Origin of the sequence: Escherichia sp. MOD1-EC7003 (assembly GCF_002965065.1) — a bacterium.
Lineage (GTDB): Bacteria > Pseudomonadota > Gammaproteobacteria > Enterobacterales > Enterobacteriaceae > Escherichia.
In genome coordinates this window covers 1-19,865 of record NZ_PTRE01000094.1, presented here as the reverse complement: position 1 = coordinate 19,865, position 19,865 = coordinate 1, and the positions used below count along the sequence as shown (strand labels likewise).

The 19,865-nt window shown below is 49.3% G+C and carries 23 protein-coding genes and 3 pseudogenes; 10 read left to right on the top strand and 16 right to left on the bottom strand.

What is annotated here, in order from left to right; translation table 11 throughout:
- The 5 genes and pseudogenes from A7090_RS26675 to A7090_RS17255 form a co-directional block, all read left to right on the top strand.
- Positions 1-176 (top strand): annotated as a pseudogene (locus A7090_RS26675) (sugar phosphate isomerase/epimerase); the annotation flags it as partial.
- 151 nt (positions 177-327) lie between these two features.
- Entirely contained in the window at positions 328-1,869 is a 1,542-nt protein-coding gene (locus tag A7090_RS17270) for an acyl CoA:acetate/3-ketoacid CoA transferase (RefSeq protein WP_105274953.1), read from the top strand.
- The gene (locus tag A7090_RS17265; RefSeq protein ID WP_105274952.1) at positions 1,866-3,938 is read left to right on the top strand and encodes an FAD-binding protein; all 2,073 of its coding nucleotides are present in this window, start codon (positions 1,866-1,868) and stop codon (positions 3,936-3,938) included. Before A7090_RS17270 ends, A7090_RS17265 begins: the two co-directional genes overlap by 4 nt.
- Positions 3,939-4,040: 102 nt before the next feature.
- Positions 4,041-5,321 carry an MFS transporter gene (locus A7090_RS17260; RefSeq protein ID WP_105274951.1) on the top strand — a complete coding sequence of 427 codons (1,281 nt, stop codon included), beginning with the start codon at positions 4,041-4,043 and terminating at the stop codon, positions 5,319-5,321.
- Between the two features lie 51 nt (positions 5,322-5,372).
- A complete protein-coding gene (locus A7090_RS17255) occupies positions 5,373-5,852 on the top strand; it encodes a MaoC family dehydratase (protein WP_105274950.1) in 480 nt (159 codons plus the stop codon).
- Positions 5,853-5,924: 72 nt separating this feature from the next.
- Here the strand turns inward: A7090_RS17255 and A7090_RS17250 are convergent.
- The 5 genes and pseudogenes from A7090_RS17250 to rpsF all read right to left on the bottom strand — a co-directional run.
- A pseudogene (locus A7090_RS17250) lies at positions 5,925-6,059 on the bottom strand (HipA domain-containing protein); the annotation flags it as partial.
- Positions 6,060-6,172: 113 nt separating this feature from the next.
- On the bottom strand, positions 6,173-6,622 hold the full coding sequence (gene rplI / locus A7090_RS17245) for a 50S ribosomal protein L9 (protein WP_001196062.1): 450 nt from the start codon (positions 6,620-6,622) through the stop codon (positions 6,173-6,175).
- 41 nt (positions 6,623-6,663) lie between these two features.
- Entirely contained in the window at positions 6,664-6,891 is a 228-nt protein-coding gene (rpsR, locus tag A7090_RS17240) for a 30S ribosomal protein S18 (RefSeq protein WP_000135199.1), read from the bottom strand.
- 4 nt (positions 6,892-6,895) lie between these two features.
- A complete protein-coding gene (gene priB, locus A7090_RS17235; RefSeq protein WP_016159978.1) occupies positions 6,896-7,210 on the bottom strand; it encodes a primosomal replication protein N in 315 nt (104 codons plus the stop codon).
- A gap of 6 nt (positions 7,211-7,216) precedes the next feature.
- Positions 7,217-7,612: a 30S ribosomal protein S6 gene (gene rpsF, locus A7090_RS17230; protein WP_001216676.1), complete on the bottom strand. Its 396-nt coding sequence runs from the start codon at positions 7,610-7,612 to the stop codon at positions 7,217-7,219.
- A gap of 326 nt (positions 7,613-7,938) precedes the next feature.
- Between rpsF and yjfY the strand changes: the two genes are divergently transcribed.
- Complete coding sequence (gene yjfY / locus A7090_RS17225) at positions 7,939-8,214, top strand: DUF1471 family protein YjfY (RefSeq protein ID WP_000492914.1); 276 nt, start codon at positions 7,939-7,941, stop codon at positions 8,212-8,214.
- 128 nt (positions 8,215-8,342) lie between these two features.
- Here yjfY and ulaF read toward each other — a convergent pair whose 3' ends face one another.
- Genes ulaF through ulaA form a run of 6 tightly spaced genes read right to left on the bottom strand, consistent with a single transcriptional unit; the run spans position 8,343 to position 12,749 of the window.
- The gene (gene ulaF / locus A7090_RS17220) at positions 8,343-9,029 is read right to left on the bottom strand and encodes an L-ribulose-5-phosphate 4-epimerase UlaF (protein ID WP_105274949.1); all 687 of its coding nucleotides are present in this window, start codon (positions 9,027-9,029) and stop codon (positions 8,343-8,345) included.
- Complete coding sequence (gene ulaE / locus A7090_RS17215; RefSeq protein ID WP_105274948.1) at positions 9,029-9,883, bottom strand: L-ribulose-5-phosphate 3-epimerase UlaE; 855 nt, start codon at positions 9,881-9,883, stop codon at positions 9,029-9,031. The genes ulaF and ulaE overlap by 1 nt, the downstream gene beginning before the upstream one ends.
- A gap of 9 nt (positions 9,884-9,892) precedes the next feature.
- On the bottom strand, positions 9,893-10,543 hold the full coding sequence (gene ulaD / locus A7090_RS17210) for a 3-keto-L-gulonate-6-phosphate decarboxylase UlaD (RefSeq protein ID WP_000056749.1): 651 nt from the start codon (positions 10,541-10,543) through the stop codon (positions 9,893-9,895).
- A 13-nt stretch (positions 10,544-10,556) separates the two neighbouring features.
- Entirely contained in the window at positions 10,557-11,021 is a 465-nt protein-coding gene (gene ulaC, locus A7090_RS17205) for a PTS ascorbate transporter subunit IIA (protein WP_021564805.1), read from the bottom strand.
- 9 nt (positions 11,022-11,030) lie between these two features.
- A complete protein-coding gene (ulaB, locus tag A7090_RS17200; RefSeq protein WP_000218355.1) occupies positions 11,031-11,336 on the bottom strand; it encodes a PTS ascorbate transporter subunit IIB in 306 nt (101 codons plus the stop codon).
- Positions 11,337-11,351: 15 nt separating this feature from the next.
- Positions 11,352-12,749: a PTS ascorbate transporter subunit IIC gene (gene ulaA / locus A7090_RS17195; RefSeq protein WP_105274947.1), complete on the bottom strand. Its 1,398-nt coding sequence runs from the start codon at positions 12,747-12,749 to the stop codon at positions 11,352-11,354.
- 354 nt (positions 12,750-13,103) lie between these two features.
- On the opposite strand from ulaA, the gene ulaG reads away from it, so the two are divergent.
- Together ulaG and ulaR are read left to right on the top strand one after the other, a co-directional pair.
- Entirely contained in the window at positions 13,104-14,168 is a 1,065-nt protein-coding gene (gene ulaG / locus A7090_RS17190; protein WP_105274946.1) for an L-ascorbate 6-phosphate lactonase, read from the top strand.
- A 107-nt stretch (positions 14,169-14,275) separates the two neighbouring features.
- Entirely contained in the window at positions 14,276-15,031 is a 756-nt protein-coding gene (gene ulaR / locus A7090_RS17185) for an HTH-type transcriptional regulator UlaR (RefSeq protein WP_000133643.1), read from the top strand.
- Here the strand turns inward: ulaR and yjfP are convergent.
- Positions 15,028-15,777, bottom strand: a complete 750-nt coding sequence (gene yjfP / locus A7090_RS17180; RefSeq protein ID WP_105274945.1) for an esterase — start codon at positions 15,775-15,777, stop codon at positions 15,028-15,030. The genes ulaR and yjfP overlap by 4 nt on opposite strands.
- 181 nt (positions 15,778-15,958) lie before the next feature.
- Here yjfP and bsmA point away from each other — a divergent pair, with 181 nt between their 5' ends.
- Entirely contained in the window at positions 15,959-16,288 is a 330-nt protein-coding gene (gene bsmA, locus A7090_RS17175) for a biofilm peroxide resistance protein BsmA (RefSeq protein WP_105274944.1), read from the top strand.
- A gap of 148 nt (positions 16,289-16,436) precedes the next feature.
- Positions 16,437-16,712: a DUF1471 family protease activator YjfN gene (yjfN, locus tag A7090_RS17170; RefSeq protein ID WP_000811566.1), complete on the top strand. Its 276-nt coding sequence runs from the start codon at positions 16,437-16,439 to the stop codon at positions 16,710-16,712.
- Positions 16,713-16,882: 170 nt separating this feature from the next.
- Here the strand turns inward: yjfN and A7090_RS17165 are convergent.
- From A7090_RS17165 to A7090_RS17150, 4 genes and pseudogenes are all read right to left on the bottom strand, one after another.
- A pseudogene (locus A7090_RS17165) lies at positions 16,883-17,542 on the bottom strand (isovaleryl-CoA dehydrogenase); the annotation flags it as partial.
- A gap of 83 nt (positions 17,543-17,625) precedes the next feature.
- Positions 17,626-18,789 (bottom strand): glutathionylspermidine synthase family protein, encoded by a 1,164-nt coding sequence (locus A7090_RS17160; protein ID WP_105274943.1) that lies wholly within the window; start codon positions 18,787-18,789, stop codon positions 17,626-17,628.
- A 2-nt stretch (positions 18,790-18,791) separates the two neighbouring features.
- The gene (locus A7090_RS17155; protein ID WP_105274942.1) at positions 18,792-19,430 is read right to left on the bottom strand and encodes a DUF1190 domain-containing protein; all 639 of its coding nucleotides are present in this window, start codon (positions 19,428-19,430) and stop codon (positions 18,792-18,794) included.
- Between the two features lie 9 nt (positions 19,431-19,439).
- Positions 19,440-19,781, bottom strand: coding sequence for a DUF350 domain-containing protein (locus tag A7090_RS17150; protein ID WP_241957279.1), 342 nt, complete (start codon positions 19,779-19,781; stop codon positions 19,440-19,442).
- Positions 19,782-19,865 lie beyond the last annotated feature (84 nt).

The window sequence follows — 19,865 nt, the reverse complement described above, 5'->3', positions numbered from 1 at the left end:
ATGACAGAGGAATGCCAGGCGATGGCGTAATTGATATTGCCTCTATTCGCCAGTTGGTTGAAAACGCCGGGTTTAATGGATTTATCGAATTAGAAATATTTTCTTCATCCTGGTGGGAAAAGAATATCAACCAAATATTGGACAAGAGTATTAACGGGCTTTCTTATTATTGTTAAGCGTTATTTTATATTTTTCGCTCTCAAAAACAGTTTGTTATTTAACTTTACACGTTACGAAAAGTTATGAATGAATAACATGTTAATACGCTAAATATCTTTCAGGGAATTGCGAGCATCAGATATTTATGATCAACATAGGGATTGACACATGAGCAAAATTAATTCTGCAGAAACGCTGGTCGCCGGTATTAAAGATGGCGCAACAATCGCCATTAGCGGTAATGGCGGTGGGATGGTTGAAGCCGATTATTTACTACAAGCGCTGGAAACACGGTTTCTGGAAACCGGGCATCCATGTAACCTTACGCTTATACATTCATTAGGCGTAGGAGACCGAGAACAAAAAGGCAGCAACCGTTTTGCTCATAAAGGGATGCTAAAACGCGTCATTGCGGGGCATTTCACGTGGTCCCCTAAAATGCAGGCGTTGGTTAAGAATAATGAGATCGAGGCTTATTGCTTTCCAAGTGGCGTTATCCAGACATTATTACGTGAAATAGGCGCTGGTCGCCCAGGACTGTTCACTCATGTCGGGGTTGGAACTTTTATTGATCCACGTAATGGAGGTGGGAAATCTAACTCGCGCACGACAGAAGATCTGGTCGAGCTAATTGAAATTGATGGGGAAACAAAGTTGCGTTATCGCCCATTTAAAGTTGATTACGCAATTGTGCGTGGTACTTATGCTGACCCACGTGGAAATATTAGCCTGGAAGAAGAAGCCGTCGATCTGGATTGCAACTCTATAGCACTGGCTGCCCATAATAGTGGCGGTAAAGTCTTTGTGCAGGTCCGTGACATTCTTGAAACAGGTGCTATTGAGCCCAGACGAGTAAAAATACCCGGTATTTTAGTCGATGGCGTCGTGGAATACAGAGAGCAACAACAAACATACCTGGGGGGTTATGATCTTTCTATCAGCGGCCAGCATCGTCGTCTATGTTCTCAAAACTCTATTGAACTGGTTTCACACCCAATACGTCGATTAATTGCACGACGAGCAGCACGCGAGTTAGTCGCCGGTGCATCTACAAACTTTGGCTTTGGCATGCCTGGAGGGATCCCTGGTATTGCTCTACGTGAAGGAGTCCCTTTTGATACCCTTTGGCTCAGCGTGGAACAAGGTGTACATAACGGCATGATGCTGGATGATGCGCTGTTTGGCTGTGCTCGCAATGCTGACGCGATAATTCCTTCTCTTGAGCAGTTTGATTTTTATAGTGGTGGTGGTGCCGATATAACTTTCCTCGGTATGGGGGAAATGGATCAGTATGGAAACGTCAATGTTTCCCATCTCAATAATAACCTTATCGGACCTGGCGGTTTTATCGAAATTGCACAGAATGCCCATAAAGTGGTGTTCTGCGGCACATTTGATGCCAAGGGTAGCAAAATAAACGTCACAAATGCGGGCCTGGAAATCATTCAATCCGGTCAGGTAGCAAAACTTGTTTCAGAAGTTGAAAAGATAACGTTCAGTGGAGAATATGCGCAACAGCGTAAACAGGATGTGTTGTACATCACCGAGCGCGCTGTATTCCAGTTAACGCCACAGGGTGTGGAACTGGTTGAGGTCGCCCCTGGCGTAGACATTGACCGCGACATTCTGCCGTTCATGGCCTTCCGTCCGATTATCAATCAGCCGCGCCTGATGGAAAGTCGCTTGTTTACGCCGATGGAGGACGAATGAGCCAGCTTGATGAGGCCATCCTTGATGCGCTGACGCACGTCACTTTCCCTAAGGGGTTTATGCCCGCAGAGCCAACGTCAATTGTCACCGTTGAGGATGTTGATTACCCGATCTGGCAAGTTGATGCGCTGGTCGTTGGTAGCGGCGCTGCAGGATTACGTGCGGCGGTTGAACTGAAACGTCGCCAGCAAAATGTGCTGATCGCCACCGCCGGGTTATATATGGGAACGTCGGCCTGCTCTGGTTCCGATAAACAGACATTGTTTACCGCCGCCACTGCGGGTAGTGGTGACAACTTTGCCAAACTGGCCGAGGCACTGGCGAGCGGAGGTGCGATGGATCACGACACCGCTTATGTTGAAGCGGTTGGTTCCCTGCATACTCTTGGCGGGCTGCAATATCTTGGTCTGGAATTACCAGAAGATCGCTATGGCGCGATTCTCCGTTATCAAACTGACCATGACGAAGCCGGACGTGCGACCTCCTGTGGGCCACGGACTTCCCGCCTGATGGTGAAAGTATTGCTGGAAGAAGTGCAGCGCCTCGCTATCCCAATGTTGACCAGTGCAACGGTGATTAAACTGCTGCATCAGCGCAGAGAGAATGGCGAAGATCGCGTCGCGGGGGCAATCCTCGCTACCGGTTCCCGCGCCCATAACCCGTGGGGGCTGGCAATTGTGACTGCCCCTAATGTGGTACTGGCAACAGGCGGGCCTGGCGAACTCTATCGCGACAGTGTTTATCCGCATAAATGCTTCGGATCGCTGGGGCTGGCGCTGGAAGAAGGTATAACGTTAACGAATCTGACCGAAAGCCAGTTTGGTATAGGCACGCCGCGTAGCACGTTCCCGTGGAATTTATCCGGTACTTATGTACAGGTGCTCCCATATATCTATTCCGTAGATGCTGAGGGCAACGAGTATAACTTCCTCGCGGATTACTATCGTACTACCCAGGAACTGGCTTCAAACATCTTCCGTAAAGGCTATCAGTGGCCGTTCCACGCCACTCGGGTAATAGATTTTGGCTCCAGCTTGTTAGATATGGCGGTGGCGCAAGAGCAGCACCATGGTCGTCGGGTGTTTATGGACTTCAATCGCAATCCTGAAGCGGTGCCTGGCGATTTGCCATTCTCATTAGATCGACTGGACGACGACGTTCGCGCGTATCTGGAAAATAACAACGCTCTGGCGCAATCGCCCATCGAACGGCTACAACGGATGAATCCGCTGTCTATCTCGCTGTATAAAATGCATGGTTACGATCTCACCACGCAGCCATTGCAGTTTGCCATGAATAATCAGCACATGAATGGCGGCATTGAAGTCGATATCTGGGGGCAAACGTCACTGCCCGGTTGTTTTGCGGTGGGAGAAGTAGCCGGAACTCACGGTGTTACCCGACCAGGCGGTGCGGCGTTGAATGCCGGACAGGTTTTTGCCGTGCGTCTGGCGCGCTTTATTGGTTGCACACAAAAGCAGTCTGTTGAGGGTGATGTCGCGCAGCTGGTGGCCGCGCCTCTGAATACAGTCAGAGAGGTTATCACTCAGGCACTGGCAAACGAGAATGGAATGGCGCTGGTAACGGTGAAAGAAAAAATCCAGGCGCGAATGTCTGATTACGCGGGATTTATTTGTCATGCCGATAAAGTTCGTCACGCCACCCGTGACGCCCTACTGTTAAGTGAGTATGTGCACCAACATGGTTTGACCATCAACCATGTTGGTGAAATTGCCGAGCTATTTATGTGGCGGCATATGGCGCTGACCTCTGCCGCCGTATTGACACAATTGACGCATTATATTGACGCAGGTGGCGGCAGTCGTGGGGCGCGGATAATTATTGATTACTATGGGGAAGGACTACCACAAACTCGACAGGGTGCAATAGAAGAATGGCGTTTTAGGTTGGAGTCTGAAAACGAAAGAGAATCACGAGCAACGATTCAGCTTAACAATGGAGAATTTATAATAACTAGACATAAAATACGTCAAACAAGCAACTTCAAAAATAATTATTTTGAAAAAAATTGGCCGGAGTTTCTCCTTGGGGATATCTATATAAAATAAATATTTTTAAATCCGTAGCTATCAAATAAATATTTTATGATTTGCAAAGTTCACACATTTACATTGTGAGTATTTTCTATTGATAATATCAAAGGTTTAATCATGAAAAAAATCAAGCACTATAGGTGGCATATTATTGTCTTAATATGCTTCATCACTGTAATTAACTATTTGGACAGAACAGCATTAGGCGTGGCCGCTCCCACAATAATGCAAACGATGGGAATAACTAAAGAGCAATATTCATGGGTTGTCAGTGCATTCCAGTTAGCATATACAATTGGACAACCTGTAATGGGATTCTTTATTGACCTTATCGGTCTGAAATTTAGCTTTTTCATTTGTATTATAATCTGGGGACTTGCCACTATGGGGCACGCATTAGCGGGGTCCTGGCAAGGTCTGGCCTTTATGCGTGGCCTGATGGGGGTAAGTGAAGCCTCCGTCTTTCCCGCAGGGATAAAGACAGTATCGACGTGGTTTCCTGCTAAAGAACGCGGTATTGCTGCGGGATTCTTCAACACGGGTACATCTCTTGGTGCCATGCTTGCTCCACCGCTTATTGCCTGGTGCATAATGTTCCATAGTTGGCAATTCGCATTTCTGGTTTCAGGTTGTCTGGCATTATTTGCGGCAGTAATGTGGTTTATCTTTTATAAAGACCCTAAAGATGCCAAAGGACTTTCTGACGAAGAAAGACACTATATAGAATCAGGGCAAGAAAAACATCTTGATTCTAATAAAACTAAAAAAGCAACTATCCTTCATGTTATTAAAAAGCGCAATTTCTGGGGTATTGGCATCACTCGTTTCCTGGCCGAACCGGCTTGGGGAACAATCAACTTCTGGGTTCCAATATTCTTCGTTGAGACATTGCATTTCAGTTTAAAAGATATAGCAATGTTTATCTGGCTCCCATTTTTATTAGGTGATTTAGGTTGTTTATCTAGCGGTTTTATCGCTAAGTTTTTCCACGATCGCGGAGTTAGTCTTCTTAATGCACGAAGAATTACATTCACATTCGCTGCAACAACGATGATGTCGATTGGTTTGGTTAGTATCGTCACTAATCCGTACATTGCTGTATTACTCATTAGTATTGGCGCATTCTCACATCAATGCTTATCTACTGTGGTTGCCACTATGGGGGCCGATCTTTTTGAAAAAGAAGAAGTCGCAACAGTCGTTGGATTATCGGGAGGGTGTGGATATACAGGGCAACTGATATTTAATATATTCATTGGTGTATTCGTTGCTGCAATTGGCTTCTCGACATTCTTTGTGATACTTGCCTTCCTGGATATTATTGGCGCCATTATTTTATGGTCTGTAATTAGGCCACCGAAACTTGTTGAACAAACAAATTTAGCAATACAGTCGTAGTTTTTATTTTTCACCTATAGAATTGCAAATGAAAAAAATAAAGGAAATACCATGTCTAAAACAGAAATTATTCTTCCTTCAGGAAGAGAACTTACGCCAGGAGAATATGGTTATGCCAATCTGGAACCAGGCGATCACTACCAAACACCCGGTCTTAACGTAACAGAGTCACAAGTTATTGCTTTTGCTGGTATTAGCGGTGATTTTTTCGATGTCCATATGGATGATGAATTTGCAAGGGAAAAAGGATTTCCAGGACGCATTGCCCACGGTCTGTTAGGTTTAGCATTGACGGACGGCCTGAAGAACCGTTCTATTGTACGTTTACGTGCAGTTGCTACATTAAACTGGAACTGGTCATTCTGTGCACCATTATTACCAGGGGATCATATTCATGCCGTTATTACAGTGGTTAAAAAACGCCCCACCAAACGTGAAGACCGAGGTATTGTGACTTTTGCCTTACAATTGTTTAACCAACATGGAAAGATAATTCAGCAAGGAGAAACCCTGCTGATGATGATGCAATAATCTGAGTTTGAAATACGTACCAACGAGTATGCTGGTACGTATTTCTTCATAAACGTACTGTTATGCTTTCTATCCCTTATTACGTAAGTGGTCATCGGTATTCGACACAAGAATATTAAAAACAATCCTGGACCAGAGTTCTTTAAGATCTGTATTAGTCTGTGCGCCATGCCTGATAAGAACATCGGCTAATTCGAGATAACTGACACGCTAAGCAACTTGCGATTTATGAAGGGAACGTCTGTTTCTGCGGTTTTATCACTTAAAAAAGCAAAACGCCGACCTAAGGTCGGCGTTTTTACGTCTCGTTGAATAACGAATTATTCAGCTACTACGTTTACGATCACTTTCGCGAATACTTCGCTGTGAACCTGGAAGCTCACTTCGTGTTCGCCAGTGGTACGCAGAACGCCGTTCGGCAGACGAACTTCGCTCTTAGCCACTTCAACGCCAGCTGCAGTTACAGCATCAGCGATGTCGCGAGTACCGATGGAACCGAACAGTTTACCTTCGTCGCCAGCTTTAGACGCGATGGTAACAGTTTCCAGTGCATTGATTTTCTCAGCGCGAGCATTAGCTGCTGCCAGAACTTCAGCCAGTTTAGCTTCCAGTTCAGCGCGACGTGCTTCGAAGAATTCAATGTTTTTCTTGGTAGCTGGAACAGCTTTACCCTGCGGTACCAGGAAGTTACGAGCATAGCCCGCTTTAACGTTTACCTGATCACCCAGGCTACCCAGGTTTGCTACTTTATCAAGCAGAATAACTTGCATTACCTTATCCTCTCAAAGTCGTATTAATGGACCGTGACCGATTACTGATGGCGATCAGTGTACGGCAGCAGGGACAGGTAGCGAGCGCGTTTGATAGCGCGAGCCAGCTGACGCTGGTATTTTGCACGGGTACCGGTGATACGGCTTGGGACAATCTTACCGCTTTCGGTGATGTAGTTTTTCAGCGTAGCGATATCTTTATAGTCGATCTCTTGAACGCCTTCCGCGGTGAAACGGCAGAACTTGCGACGACGGAAATAACGTGCCATATGGCTAGTCTCCAGAATCTATCAATTCAATCTGCTCGGCATGCAAAACCATTTTGCTCAGTCCGTTCTTTGCCTTGTGGCATGAAATGAACCCCTGAACGGTTATGCGACTGCCGACCGTTATACTGTGAGTAATGGCCTGGTTTTCGTGTCCGCTAATAATAACGGGCATTTGGCACCACGCCTGCCGGTGAAAACCGGCTTCCTCCTGCACAGAACGATGCTCAAGCACGAACTGGCAGTGAGGAATTCCTGATGGACTGACCTTTCGAAGGGGAGTCCTGCACACGGTGCCGGACAACACCAGACGGTTGGTCATCAGAAATTACTCTTCAGAATCCCCAGCTTCAGCATCATCAGCGGTTTCGTTTGCGAAATCATCGCGACGCTCACGGCGCTCGTCTTTCGCTTTAACCATCGGAGATGCTTCGGTAACAGCGTGCTTGGTACGCATAACCATGCTGCGGATAACGGCATCGTTGAAGCGGAAGGTAGTTTCCAGCTCATCGATCACTTCCTGCGGCGCTTCAACGTTCATCAGAACGTAGTGAGCTTTGTGCAGTTTGTTGATCGGGTAAGCCAGCTGACGGCGGCCCCAGTCTTCCAGACGGTGGATCTTGCCTTCTGCACCAGTGATGGCAGCAGTGTAGCGCTCGATCATGCCCGGAACCTGTTCGCTCTGGTCAGGATGGACCATAAAAACGATTTCGTAATGACGCATCGAATTGCTCCTTACGGATTATTCAGCCTCCTGTCTGGGTCAGCCGAATCCCGGGGAGGCAAGGAACGTGTTAAAGGTCGGCTGAAAAATGACGCGTTATAGTACTGACATCCCCCGCTAAACTCAAGGCCAGCCGACAAATAAATCTCATCCTTCACCAAATCGTACTAACACGCTGATTTGAAGTTCATCACACTTCATCATGGTGTTTTTTTGAACAACTGCATCAGAAATGGTCACCATCCACTTCTTTATCATTGATTAAAATTAAATCAGAAGATCACCGCAGAGGAGAGCACACGAAGACAGCCGTCGAGGAGGTATCTATGTTCAGCCGTGTTTTAGCCCTTCTGGCTGTGCTTTTGCTAAGTGCAAATACATGGGCAGCCATTGAAATTAATAACCACCAGGCCAGAAATATGGACGACGTACAGAGCTTAGGCGTGATTTATATCAACCATAACTTTGCCACTGAAAGTGAAGCACGTCAGGCATTAAATGAAGAGACAGATGCGCAGGGCGCAACGTACTACCACGTGATTCTGATGCGGGAACCGGGGAGTAACGGCAATATGCACGCCAGCGCGGATATTTATCGCTAACACCAGGTATAACCAACGAAACATTGCCATAGTTTGCTTTGCCCCCTTCGCAGGGGGCTTTTTTTGAAAAACGGCTGCGGAATTAGACCAGTTATCTCCCGAAGAAGGAAATTTCCGCAGCGCGTGTTTTACTTCTGCCCGTAATAAGCGTTAGGACCGTGCTTACGCATGAAGTGTTTATTCATCAGGAAGCTGTCGATATGATTCAGTTGTGGGTTAATGCTGCGCGCAATCCACGCCATTTTCGCCACTTCTTCCATCACCACCGCGTTATGCACCGCATCGTGGGCATCTTTCCCCCAGGCGAACGGTCCGTGCTGATACACCACAATTCCCGGCGTATGCAGCGGCTCGGCGTCACCCAGCGTTTCGATAATCACTTTGCCGGTGTTCAGTTCGTACTCACCCTGCACCTCTTCTTCGCTTAATCCGCGCGTACACGGGATATCACCAAAGAAGTAGTCAGCATGCGTGGTGCCTAACGCCGGGATCGCCAGCCCCGCCTGCGCCCATGCGGTAGCATGAGTGGAGTGGGTATGGACAATGCCGCCAAGCGACGGATACCGACGGTAGAGTTCGAGATGCGTAGCGGTGTCGGAAGATGGGCGATACTCCCCTTCCACCACCTTGCCGCTCATATCGACCACTACCATATCGTCTGCTTTCATGGTTTCGTAAGCGACACCGCTGGGCTTGATCACCACCAGCCCGCGTTCGCGGTCGATGGCACTGACGTTACCCCAGGTAAAGGTCACCAGCCCGTAGCGCAGCAAATCCATATTGGCTTCAAATACCTGCTGTTTTAGCGTTTTCATTATGCCGCCTCCACCATGCCTGCTTTGGCCATGCGCGCTTTCACCCAATCACGCGCTTTCGCCACTTCTGCAGCCGGGTCTTCTGCCGTTTCGCTCCACATCTCAATCAGGTACGGCCCGCAATAGCCACTCTGTTTGAGCGTTTCGAAACAACGTTCGAAATCCACTACACCTTCGCCAAACGGCACGTTCTTGAAGACGCCGGGTTTGGTGTCTTTGACGTGGACAGCGACGATATGCCCTATTCCAGCCTGCAATTCCATCTGTACGTCGTTATCCCACGCCGACAGGTTGCCGATATCCGGATAAAGCTGGAACCACGGATTATTGAGATAGTGGGCATAGCCCAGCGCCTTGCTGATGGAGTTCATCAATGGGTAATCCATGATCTCCATTGCCAGCGTCACCTGCGCGCGGCTTGCCATCTCAACACTCTCTTTCAGGCCGTCACGGAAACGACGACGCGTTTCGTTATTGGCTTCCTGATAGTAAACGTCATAACCCGCCAGTTGGATCACACGAATGCCAACGTCCTGGGCGAACTGGATAGCTTTACGCATAATCTCCAGCCCCTGCACCCGCACTGCGTCATCTTCGCTGCCCAGCGGGAAACGACGATGAGCAGAAAGGCACATGGACGGTACGCGCACGCCAGTTTCAACAATCGCGTTGACCAGTGCCAGACGCTGCTCGCGGCTCCAGTCGAGGCGCGACAGGCGCTCGTCTGTTTCATCCACCGACATCTCGACAAAATCGAAACCTAACGTTTTTGCCAGTTGCAGTCTTTCCAGCCAGCACTCCCCGGCGGGGAGCGCTTTTTCATAGATGCCAAGCGGGATTTGTTTGGACAACATATCCGCTCCTTAGCCCCACAGTTCGGCGATGGAACGTTTGAACTGGCGTGCGGCTTCCACCGGAGAAGCGGCATCACGGATGCTGCGACCCGCGATAAACACATGAATCGGAATGCCTTTGAACAGCGGCAGATCTTCCAGCGCCAGGCCACCGGTGACGGTCACTTTAAAGCCCATATCAGAAAGACGTTTGATCGCGGTGATATCTGCTTCGCCCCACGCCACGCCTGCGGCCTGCGCGTCACGGCTGCGGTGATAAACCACCTGCCCAATGCCTGCGTCGCGCCACTGCTGCGCCTGTTCCCAGGTCCAGTAGCCGGTCAATTCGATCTGCACGTCGCCGTTAAACTCTTTTGCCACATCCAGTGCGCCTTTGGCGGTGTTGATATCGGCACAGCAAATCACGGTCACCCAGTCAGCGTTGGCTTCGAAGCACATACGAGAAAGGATTTTGCCCGCATCGGCAATTTTGGCGTCGGCCAGCACGATTTTGTGCGGGTAAAGCGCTTTCAGGTCACGAACCGCACGCACGCCTTCGCCTACGCACAGAATGGTGCCCACTTCGATAATGTCGACTTCTTCAGCAATCAGGCGAGTGGTTTCGTATGCGCTGTCCATAGTCTGGTTGTCCAGCGCGACTTGCAACATGGGTAATGACATCTTCAATTCCTTCTTAAGCTGCCGCGTTGGTGCGGTCAATGAGATCCAGTACTTCCTGCTCGGTACGGCAGGCGCGTAAACGGTCGAAATTCTCTTCATCTTCAAACAGATTGACGATCTGCATGATGCCCACTTCCTGGTGAGTGTTGGCATCGACCGCAGCCATGGTGATGAGGATATCCACCGGATCGTTATCTTCGTGGTTGAACTCCAGCGGCTTTTTCAGCGTGACCAGAGAGAAGCCGGTTTTCTTAACGCCCTCTTCCGGACGCCCGTGCGGCATCGCCAGCCCCGGTGCAATAACGAAATAAGGGCCAAACTGTTCAACACCATCCAGAATCGCCTGGTAGTAACGCGGCTCGACAACATCTGCCGCCACCAGCAGATCAACGCCGATTTTCACCGCGTCCTGCCAGGTTTCAGCTTCGGCTTGCAGACGGATGGATTTATTTTCAGCCAGCGAATCACGTAATTTCATGGCGAGTCCTTACTTCACGTCCTGCGGGAAATGTTCTTTGATCACTTCCAGCAGTTTCGGGCCAAAGTCAGCCGGAGAGAGCATGTTGCGCACGCCAACCACGTATTTGTTACCGGTCACGGTGATTTCGCCCGCGATGTGCGTAGAAGCGATGATGATATCTGCACCGTTCAACTCGCTTTTGTATTCGCCAACCGCGCAGCTGTTTACCGTGTGGTCAATGTTTGATTGGGTTAAAAACTGGTCCACTTTCATCTTCATGATCATGGAACTGCCTTGTCCGTTGCCACACACAGCCAGAATACGTACGGTCATAATCAAAACTCCTTATTAAGCAGACCGTTCTGCCAGTTGTTTTTCTGCATCTTCTTCTGCGCGCAGCGCGCGGCCAGCGAAGAACATATAAGCCAGTGCAATTACAATGATGACGGCCATAAAGGCGATACCGATGGAGAAGAAGCCCTGCATCATCGGCGGTGCCAGAATCGACCAGTCCGCCATGCCCATCCAGGCACTCATACCGGTGAGTTTCACCGCCCAGACGCAACCAAAGATTTCGATCATCCCCATCACCAGACAAATCTTCAGCGCAGCACGCCAGCCGCCAAAGTGGTTAGCGAACACGCCGATAGTCGCGTTAGAGAAGAACATCGGGATAAAGCCCGGAATAATCAGGATCGAGGAACCGCAGGCGACCAGGATGCCAACAGCAATCAGCTGACCAATGGTGCCCCACATAAAGCCCCAGACCACGGCGTTCGGCGCGAAGCTATAGATAGCCGCACAGTCAATCGCCAGAACCGCACCAGGAATCAGGCGCTGGGAAATACCGTTAAACGCTTCAGAGAGTTCTGCCACAAACATGCGCACGCCCTGAGTGATGATGAAAATCGCCACCGCAAAGGAGAAACCGGTTTGCAGGATGTAGACCGTCCAGTGCACTTTGCCCGCCATCGCCTGTACGGTGTCGATACCGAAGGAGAGCAGAATGGCACCAAAGAAGATGGTCATCACAATCGCCGTGGAGACGATGTTGTCGTGGAAAATGTTCAGCCAGCCAGGCAGTTTGAGGTCTTCAACGCTTTCTTCTTTTTTGCCGAGGAACGGCGCGACTTTATAAGCAATCCATGATGCAAACTGCTGCTGGTGACCGATGGAGAAACCGCAGCCGTCCGTCACTTCCTGAGTCGGCTTGTACATCATGTTGGAGGTAATGCCCCAGTAGAGCGAAACCAGAATCGCAGTACAGATAATGGTCGTCCACATGGAGTAGCCGAAGATAAACAACGTAACAGCAATCAGCCCCGCCTGCTGGAACATGATGTGGCCGGTCAGCATGATGGTACGAATACCGGTAATGCGACGCAGCAGCACGTAACAGATGTTCAGCGCCAGCGCTAACAACACGGCGTAACCCACCCAGCTATAGGCATCACCCATGCGGTCGATGGTTGCCATCATTGATGCGTAAGTATCAGAAATTGCGCCGTTGATGCCGTAAACCTCGGACATTTTCGCCACCACCGGTTTGAAGGTGCTGGTGAGGATGCCGGACCCTGCCTGCAACAACATGAAACCAATAATGGTTTTAATTGTTCCTTTAATAATAACGCTGACACTTTTGCGCAGTAGGATGTACCCCAGACAGGTCACAATACCCAGCAACAACGGGGCATTGGTCATGACCTGATTAAAAAACACGGTAAAGATGTTGTAGAGGATCTCCATAACGATCTCCTGAAGAAGAGGTAACCGGGTATTCCGCACACCCGGAATGTTGTGCACTCACTCTAATTTTCAAAAGTAATCACAACAAGATTATTTATGATTAAATGTGACGCGACCCGCAAATAATTCCACATAGAGAGTGTGGGATTCGCATAAAAAAACAATTATTCATTTAAATTCATTTTGTTAATTGAATTAAATATTCCATTAAATCTTTCCACACTCCAAATCCACAACAACTCCTCTGGCAAAAAGTCAAAAAATGGTCATTGCCTTCCTGAAAAAATAGTGTCAGGATTAATCAAAACCAATCATACATTGATTCGAATTGAACTATCATGAAGGTAAATGGCGATGAGTAAAGTGAAAAGTATCACCCGTGAATCCTGGATCCTGAGCACTTTCCCGGAGTGGGGTAGCTGGCTGAATGAAGAAATTGAACAAGAGCAGGTCGCCCCTGGCACATTTGCGATGTGGTGGCTTGGCTGCACCGGGATCTGGTTGAAATCGGAAGGTGGCACCAACGTTTGCGTTGATTTCTGGTGCGGCACTGGCAAACAAAGTCACGGTAACCCGTTAATGAAACAGGGCCACCAGATGCAGCGTATGGCGGGCGTGAAAAAACTGCAACCAAACCTGCGCACCACCCCGTTTGTTCTTGATCCGTTTGCGATTCGCCAGATCGACGCAGTACTGGCGACTCACGATCACAACGATCATATCGACGTCAACGTTGCTGCTGCCGTGATGCAGAACTGCGCTGATGACGTACCGTTTATTGGGCCGAAAACCTGCGTGGATTTGTGGATTGGCTGGGGCGTGCCGAAAGAGCGTTGCATCGTAGTCAAACCGGGCGATGTTGTAAAAGTGAAAGACATTGAAATTCATGCGCTTGACGCTTTTGACCGTACTGCACTGATCACCCTGCCTGCCGATCAAAAAGCGGCTGGCGTACTGCCGGACGGCATGGACGATCGCGCGGTGAACTATCTGTTCAAAACCCCTGGTGGAACCCTGTATCACAGCGGTGACTCCCACTACTCTAACTACTATGCGAAGCACGGTAACGAGTATCAGATCGACGTGGCGTTAGGATCGTACGGTGAGAACCCACGCGGTATTACCGACAAAATGACCAGCGCCGATATACTGCGTATGGGTGAAGCCCTGAATGCGAAAGTGGTGATCCCGTTCCACCACGACATCTGGTCAAACTTCCAGGCCGATCCGCAAGAGATCCGCGTGCTGTGGGAGATGAAAAAAGATCGTTTGAAATATGGCTTCAAGCCGTTTATCTGGCAGGTGGGCGGCAAATTTACCTGGCCGCTGGATAAAGACAACTTCGAGTACCACTATCCGCGTGGTTTCGATGATTGCTTCACTATTGAACCGGATCTGCCGTTCAAGTCATTCCTGTAATCTGTCGTTTATACCGGATAGCGTGGAGAAGTTCGCGCTATCCGGCGTAGTATTTCCTGGCTATTTCAAATATCATCTAAAAAAATCAAATTTTATCGGAATAGCTCATGACTGAAGCACAAAGACATCAAATCCTCCTGGAAATGCTCGCACAATTGGGCTTCGTGACCGTTGAGAAAGTTGTTGAGCGTCTGGGAATTTCGCCTGCCACTGCGCGACGCGATATCAATAAACTTGACGAAAGCGGCAAACTGAAAAAAGTGCGCAATGGCGCAGAAGCGATTACCCAACAGCGACCGCGTTGGACGCCAATGAATCTGCATCAGGCACAGAACCATGATGAAAAAGTACGTATCACTAAAGCAGCCTCGCAACTGGTTAATCCTGGCGAAAGCGTAGTCATCAACTGCGGCTCCACCGCGTTTCTGCTTGGGCGGGAAATGTGTGGCAAGCCAGTGCAAATCATCACCAATTATCTACCGCTGGCAAACTACCTGATCGATCAGGAGCATGACAGCGTGATTATCATGGGCGGTCAATACAACAAAAGCCAGTCCATCACCTTAAGCCCACAGGGCAGCGAAAACAGTCTCTATGCCGGGCACTGGATGTTTACCAGCGGTAAAGGACTGACCGCAGAAGGGTTGTATAAAACCGATATGCTGACAGCAATGGCAGAGCAGAAGATGTTGAGCGTGGTAGGGAAACTGGTGGTACTGGTTGATAGCAGTAAGATTGGCGAACGTGCGGGAATGCTTTTTAGCCGTGCCGATCAAATCGATATGCTGATCACCGGCAAAAATGCTAACCCGGAAATCCTGCAACAACTGGAAGCGCAGGGGGTCAGCATTCTGCGTGTTTAAAGATGCTGGTGGAAAAACGTCACGGCAACATCTAACGCCTCAGGCGTAATGCGGTGACGCACACCTGACTGCCATAAACAGGCTAACTGTTTATCCCGTCCTGCCTCGCTTAAGGCCTGCTGCAAACGTAGTGATTCGTCGGCAGGCACGACGTCATCGTCGAGACCATGCCACAGCAGTAGAGGTCTGTCCCCAAGTTGTTCCAGGTGGTTTGTCGCCTCCCACTCTGCCAGTGGCGCGATAATGTTATTAAATTCAATCTGCTGTGTTGCCGTTTCAGGTGTCAGCGGTGAAAACAGTGAACGGGCGAGCGATGTAAAATAGCCCGATCCCATCATGCTGGCGGTACATTTCACCGCGGGGTGGCGAGCGGTAACTCCCAGTGCCGTCATCGCGCCCATCGATGCACCACCGATTGCCAGACGGTCATCAAGCAGCCAGTTTTCTTCGGCTATTGCCGCACGTAAAGTAGTGAATTCCTGCATACTTTGTAGCAAGATTTGCCAAAATTGATTTAACCGCCGCGCTGTGTCGCCACTAAAACGGCTACCGTGATCGGGCGCATCCGGCATGATCACCCGCAAACCAGCCTGCGCCAGCGCAACGGCAAAATAGCTATACACCAGACTGGACGAAGTAAAACCGTGATAAAAAATCACGCACGGTAACGGGGTATCTTTTTGCCCGGCAGGATAAGCATGAAGAACGGGAATATCTGCCAGCACGCGCGAGTCTATTTCAATCATCTGTCTCTCCTTTTTGTCTGGTATGACATGAAGAAATCCTTAGCACAAGTTTCTGCTGGCGGTATTAGTTCATAATGTTGAGATGTGGGTTACGCTTTCGTCACGTTTTCATTCGAAAATCGCGTACCAGGTAACAATTCGGGAACATTCCCCCAAAGTTAAATAAATAAGGCACTACACTATGGTTAGCAGGAAACGTAATAGCATTATTTATCGGTTTGCCAGTTTATTATTGGTATTGATGTTAAGTGCCTGTAGCGCACTGCAAGGTACGCCACAGCCAGCACCGCCAGTAATGGACCATCCGCAAGAGATTCGCCGCGACCAGACGCAAGGATTACAGCGAATAGGTAGCGTAAGCACGATGGTTCGGGGTTCTCCGGATGACGCATTAGCAGAAATCAGAGCGAAAGCTGCCGCTGCAAAAGCTGATTATTACGTTGTCGTCATGGTGGACGAAACCATCGTGACAGGACAGTGGTATTCACAAGCCATTTTGTATCGTAAATAAATCAGACAACTTACATAGTCAGCTTTACATTGCTTTGCGTCCCTATGCGTTTACTTGTGCACAATAAATTACCGGCTGGAAGCTCGGGCGTTTATTACCGCGATGGAATGCCCTGCAACATGTGGGGAAACGAAAAATGGAGCTGACGATGAAACAATTACTTGCCTCACCCTCGCTGCAATTAGTGACTTATCCTGCGAGCGCCACGGCACAGTCTGCAGAATTCGCCAGTGCTGACTGCGTGACGGGCCTGAATGAAATAGGTCAGATCTCGGTTAGCAATATTTCAGGGGATCCGCAGGACGTGGAACGTATCGTGGCGTTAAAGGCCGATGAACAAGGTGCATCATGGTACCGCATTATTACCATGTATGAAGACCAGCAACCTGATAACTGGCGCGTACAGGCGATACTGTATGCGTGAGTGTCATCAACAGCAAATGAACAATGCCGGATGCGGCGCTATCGCCTTATCCGGCCTACAATTTTCACATATTTCATTTAGTTAATCGAAACCAGCGTCACATCAGTCGTATACGCTTACAAACACACGCCCCCCGTGGTCTGCGCCAGCACCAGATGCGCATCGCTTTACGGCACCGAGAAAAACCATTTATGTCCCACCAGCCGATAAGAGCCATCGTCCAGACGCTCTGCCCGGGTGGTGTTGCTCATGACATCGGAACCGCCCTGCTTTTCCGTCATTCCCATGCCAATCAACAAGCCACGTTTTTGCCCGCCTGGCAATAAATGGGAATCGTAGCGATCGCTCAGCAGTGGCGTGGTCCAGTCCTGAAACGGCGCGGGTAACATCTGTAACAGCAATGGCGTGGCGGCAAAGGTCATGGTTATCGGACATAACGACCCTGCCTCAACCTGTGCGTGCAACATAAAACGCGCGGCACGCGCCACAAATGCGCCGGAGCGAGCGTCTTCTTCCCAGGCCAGATTGTGCACCCGATTGGTACATAGCGCCTGCATCAGCAGGTGCCAGGCGGGGTGAAAACGCACATCGTCCAGACGCTGCCCCTGGGCATCGTAGCGCAATAATTCAGGTGGATTCACATTCGCCAGCCTCCCCAGCTCCAGGGATTCAGCCGTTCCTAACTGCTGACCAATACTGGCGAGAAAATCGCTATCCCAACCAGCACCTTCACGCGTTACCGCTTCGCAGAACGCGCCATCAGACAGGTATAAGTTGCTGTTATTTAATGGTATAGGTTGATTAAAAACGGTATGAGTTTGCCAGTGCACTGTGTCTCCCTCCATCAATGGCAGTCACCATTAGTATGGTCACTGCCATGGATTCCTGACAGAAAGAGATTGCTAAAACATTCTTAGCCAGCAATGTAATGCGGAACGAAACGTGAGGTGTCTTTGGTGATCAGCGTATTATCTTCACGGATCCCCATTCCGCACGCTTCGTCATCGACAATCCAGCTACCGATGAGTGTGTAGCTATCGCCAAATCGCGGCAGAGGTTGAAACGCCTGGTAGATCATCGGTTCATCGGCATAATCACCATCAGCGTGGTCAACGACGTTATTCTGGCCGTCGAAAATGGTGACGTTGCCGCCCTCGCGTGAGTAGATCGGTTTACGCACATAGCTTTCGCCAGCGGCAATTTGCGGTTTTTCGCCATCGAACCAGGATGCAAGAAGATTAGGATGACCAGGGAAGAAGCGCCAAAGCAGCGGCATTAACCCTTTGTTGCTCAAGATGCTTTTCCATAACGGCTCCACCCATTGCTCGCGGCGCTTGCGCAGCAGCGGACCGTTATCGTCACGCATCATCCACTCCAGCGGATATAACTTAAATGCACGCTGGATGACATTATCATCAAGATCGGTCAGTACGCCGCCGACGCCCAAACCGAGATCTTCAATGTAGATAAACCGCGACTCCTGCCCTGCCTGCTGGGCGCAGTCCTGCAAGTACAGCACGGTACTCCTGTCTTCGTCGGTGTCCTGACAGCAGCAAAAATAAAACGGCTCCCGACTATAAAGCTCGCTAAAGCGTGAAATCAGGCGTTCCTGAATGGCATTGTACTGATCGGCATCACGCGGAATAATGCCGCTGCGCCGGGCATCTTCCAGCCACAACCACTGGAAATAAGCCGACTCATACAACGAGGTCGGCGTATCAGCGTTGTACTCCAGCAGCTTCACCGGCGCATTGCCACACCAGGCAAAATCCATCCGGCCATACAGAGAAGGATCGCGGGCGCGCCAGCTTTCAGCAATCACATCCCAGTACAGTGGAGGGATCGCCAGTTGCGTCAGGATCTCTTCGTCTTTAACCGCACGCTCTACCACCTCAAGGCACATCTGATGCAGTTCCGCAGTCGGTTTTTCGATCTGCTCTTCAATCTGGCGCAGAGTAAAGCGGTAAGACCGGCTCTCATCCCAATAAATTTCATTATCGATGATATGAAAGTCGAAACCGTTGTCAGCGGCGATCTGGTCCAGATCCCGCCGTACAGGAACGTTGTGTCTTAACATGATTAGCCTCCCCAATGCCCACGGGCGCTGGAAGAACGGCCATAGCCGCCGCGAGAAACGGTTGACTCTTTTCTGGTGGTGAATCCACCCGAAGAGTAAGACTCTTTTTTGCCAGAACCGGAGCGCCAGGAGTAATCACCGGAAGTGTTGCGCCAGACGGGGCGGGAAGCAAATGAGGATCCACCGCTGTTATAGACGAACGGCTCATCGCGATCTTTACGAATAACCCGGCTTAACAAAAATCCAGAAACGACCGGGATCCAACTCTGTTCAACATTGTCGTAGTAGCAATTTTCGTACTTAGACTGACAATTCTGCTGAGTCATATTCTTTGGAACATCGGCATAAAATGCCGCTTTGGCGTTGTTCCAGCCATGAGCACAGATGTCTGAATTATTACCGTCATCAATACAATCCTGTACTGTCGAGTAAAACGTTCCGTCGCCGTCGTTATCGACATCGCTACTTTCACCCCATCCTTTGACCACTAAAAAAGCGGCACCACTCATTAGCGCCAACGTTAAATATTTTTGTGCGTAGCGATTGCGACGTGGTTCAAAAGGATTATGCGGTCTACCAATGCGACTGATCGCTCCGTGACCAATTTTACTGTTATTTCTTGATTTGCTTTTTCTGGCCATGATCATCCATTACCACGTCATACAAGCTGCATTAAAAATACCGCCAGCCAGCGCGGCGGTTCCCATAAACAATCCTGCTGCGGTATTGTGATTAATAATTTTTTCGCTTAATGCGGGCATATAAAGTCTGACACCAGCAAAAACGAGTAACTGAATCACCAGTGCGATCCCACCCCAGGCGAAATAATCTGGAATGCTCACCGCATTGATTGCCGCACTGGATAACGGGAGCACATAACCCAACAATGTGCCGCTGAACGCCAGTGACGCCGCGGTATTATTGTTTTTGATTAACTGCCATTCGTTGTGCGGTGTTATTTTGGAGTAGATAAATAAAAAAATAATCACCATCGCCACGCCAATAAAGAAATAGGTGTCAACGCCAAGATTATTGGCCGTTTTTCGCCATTTTTAATGTCCGCTATTGGTCATTAA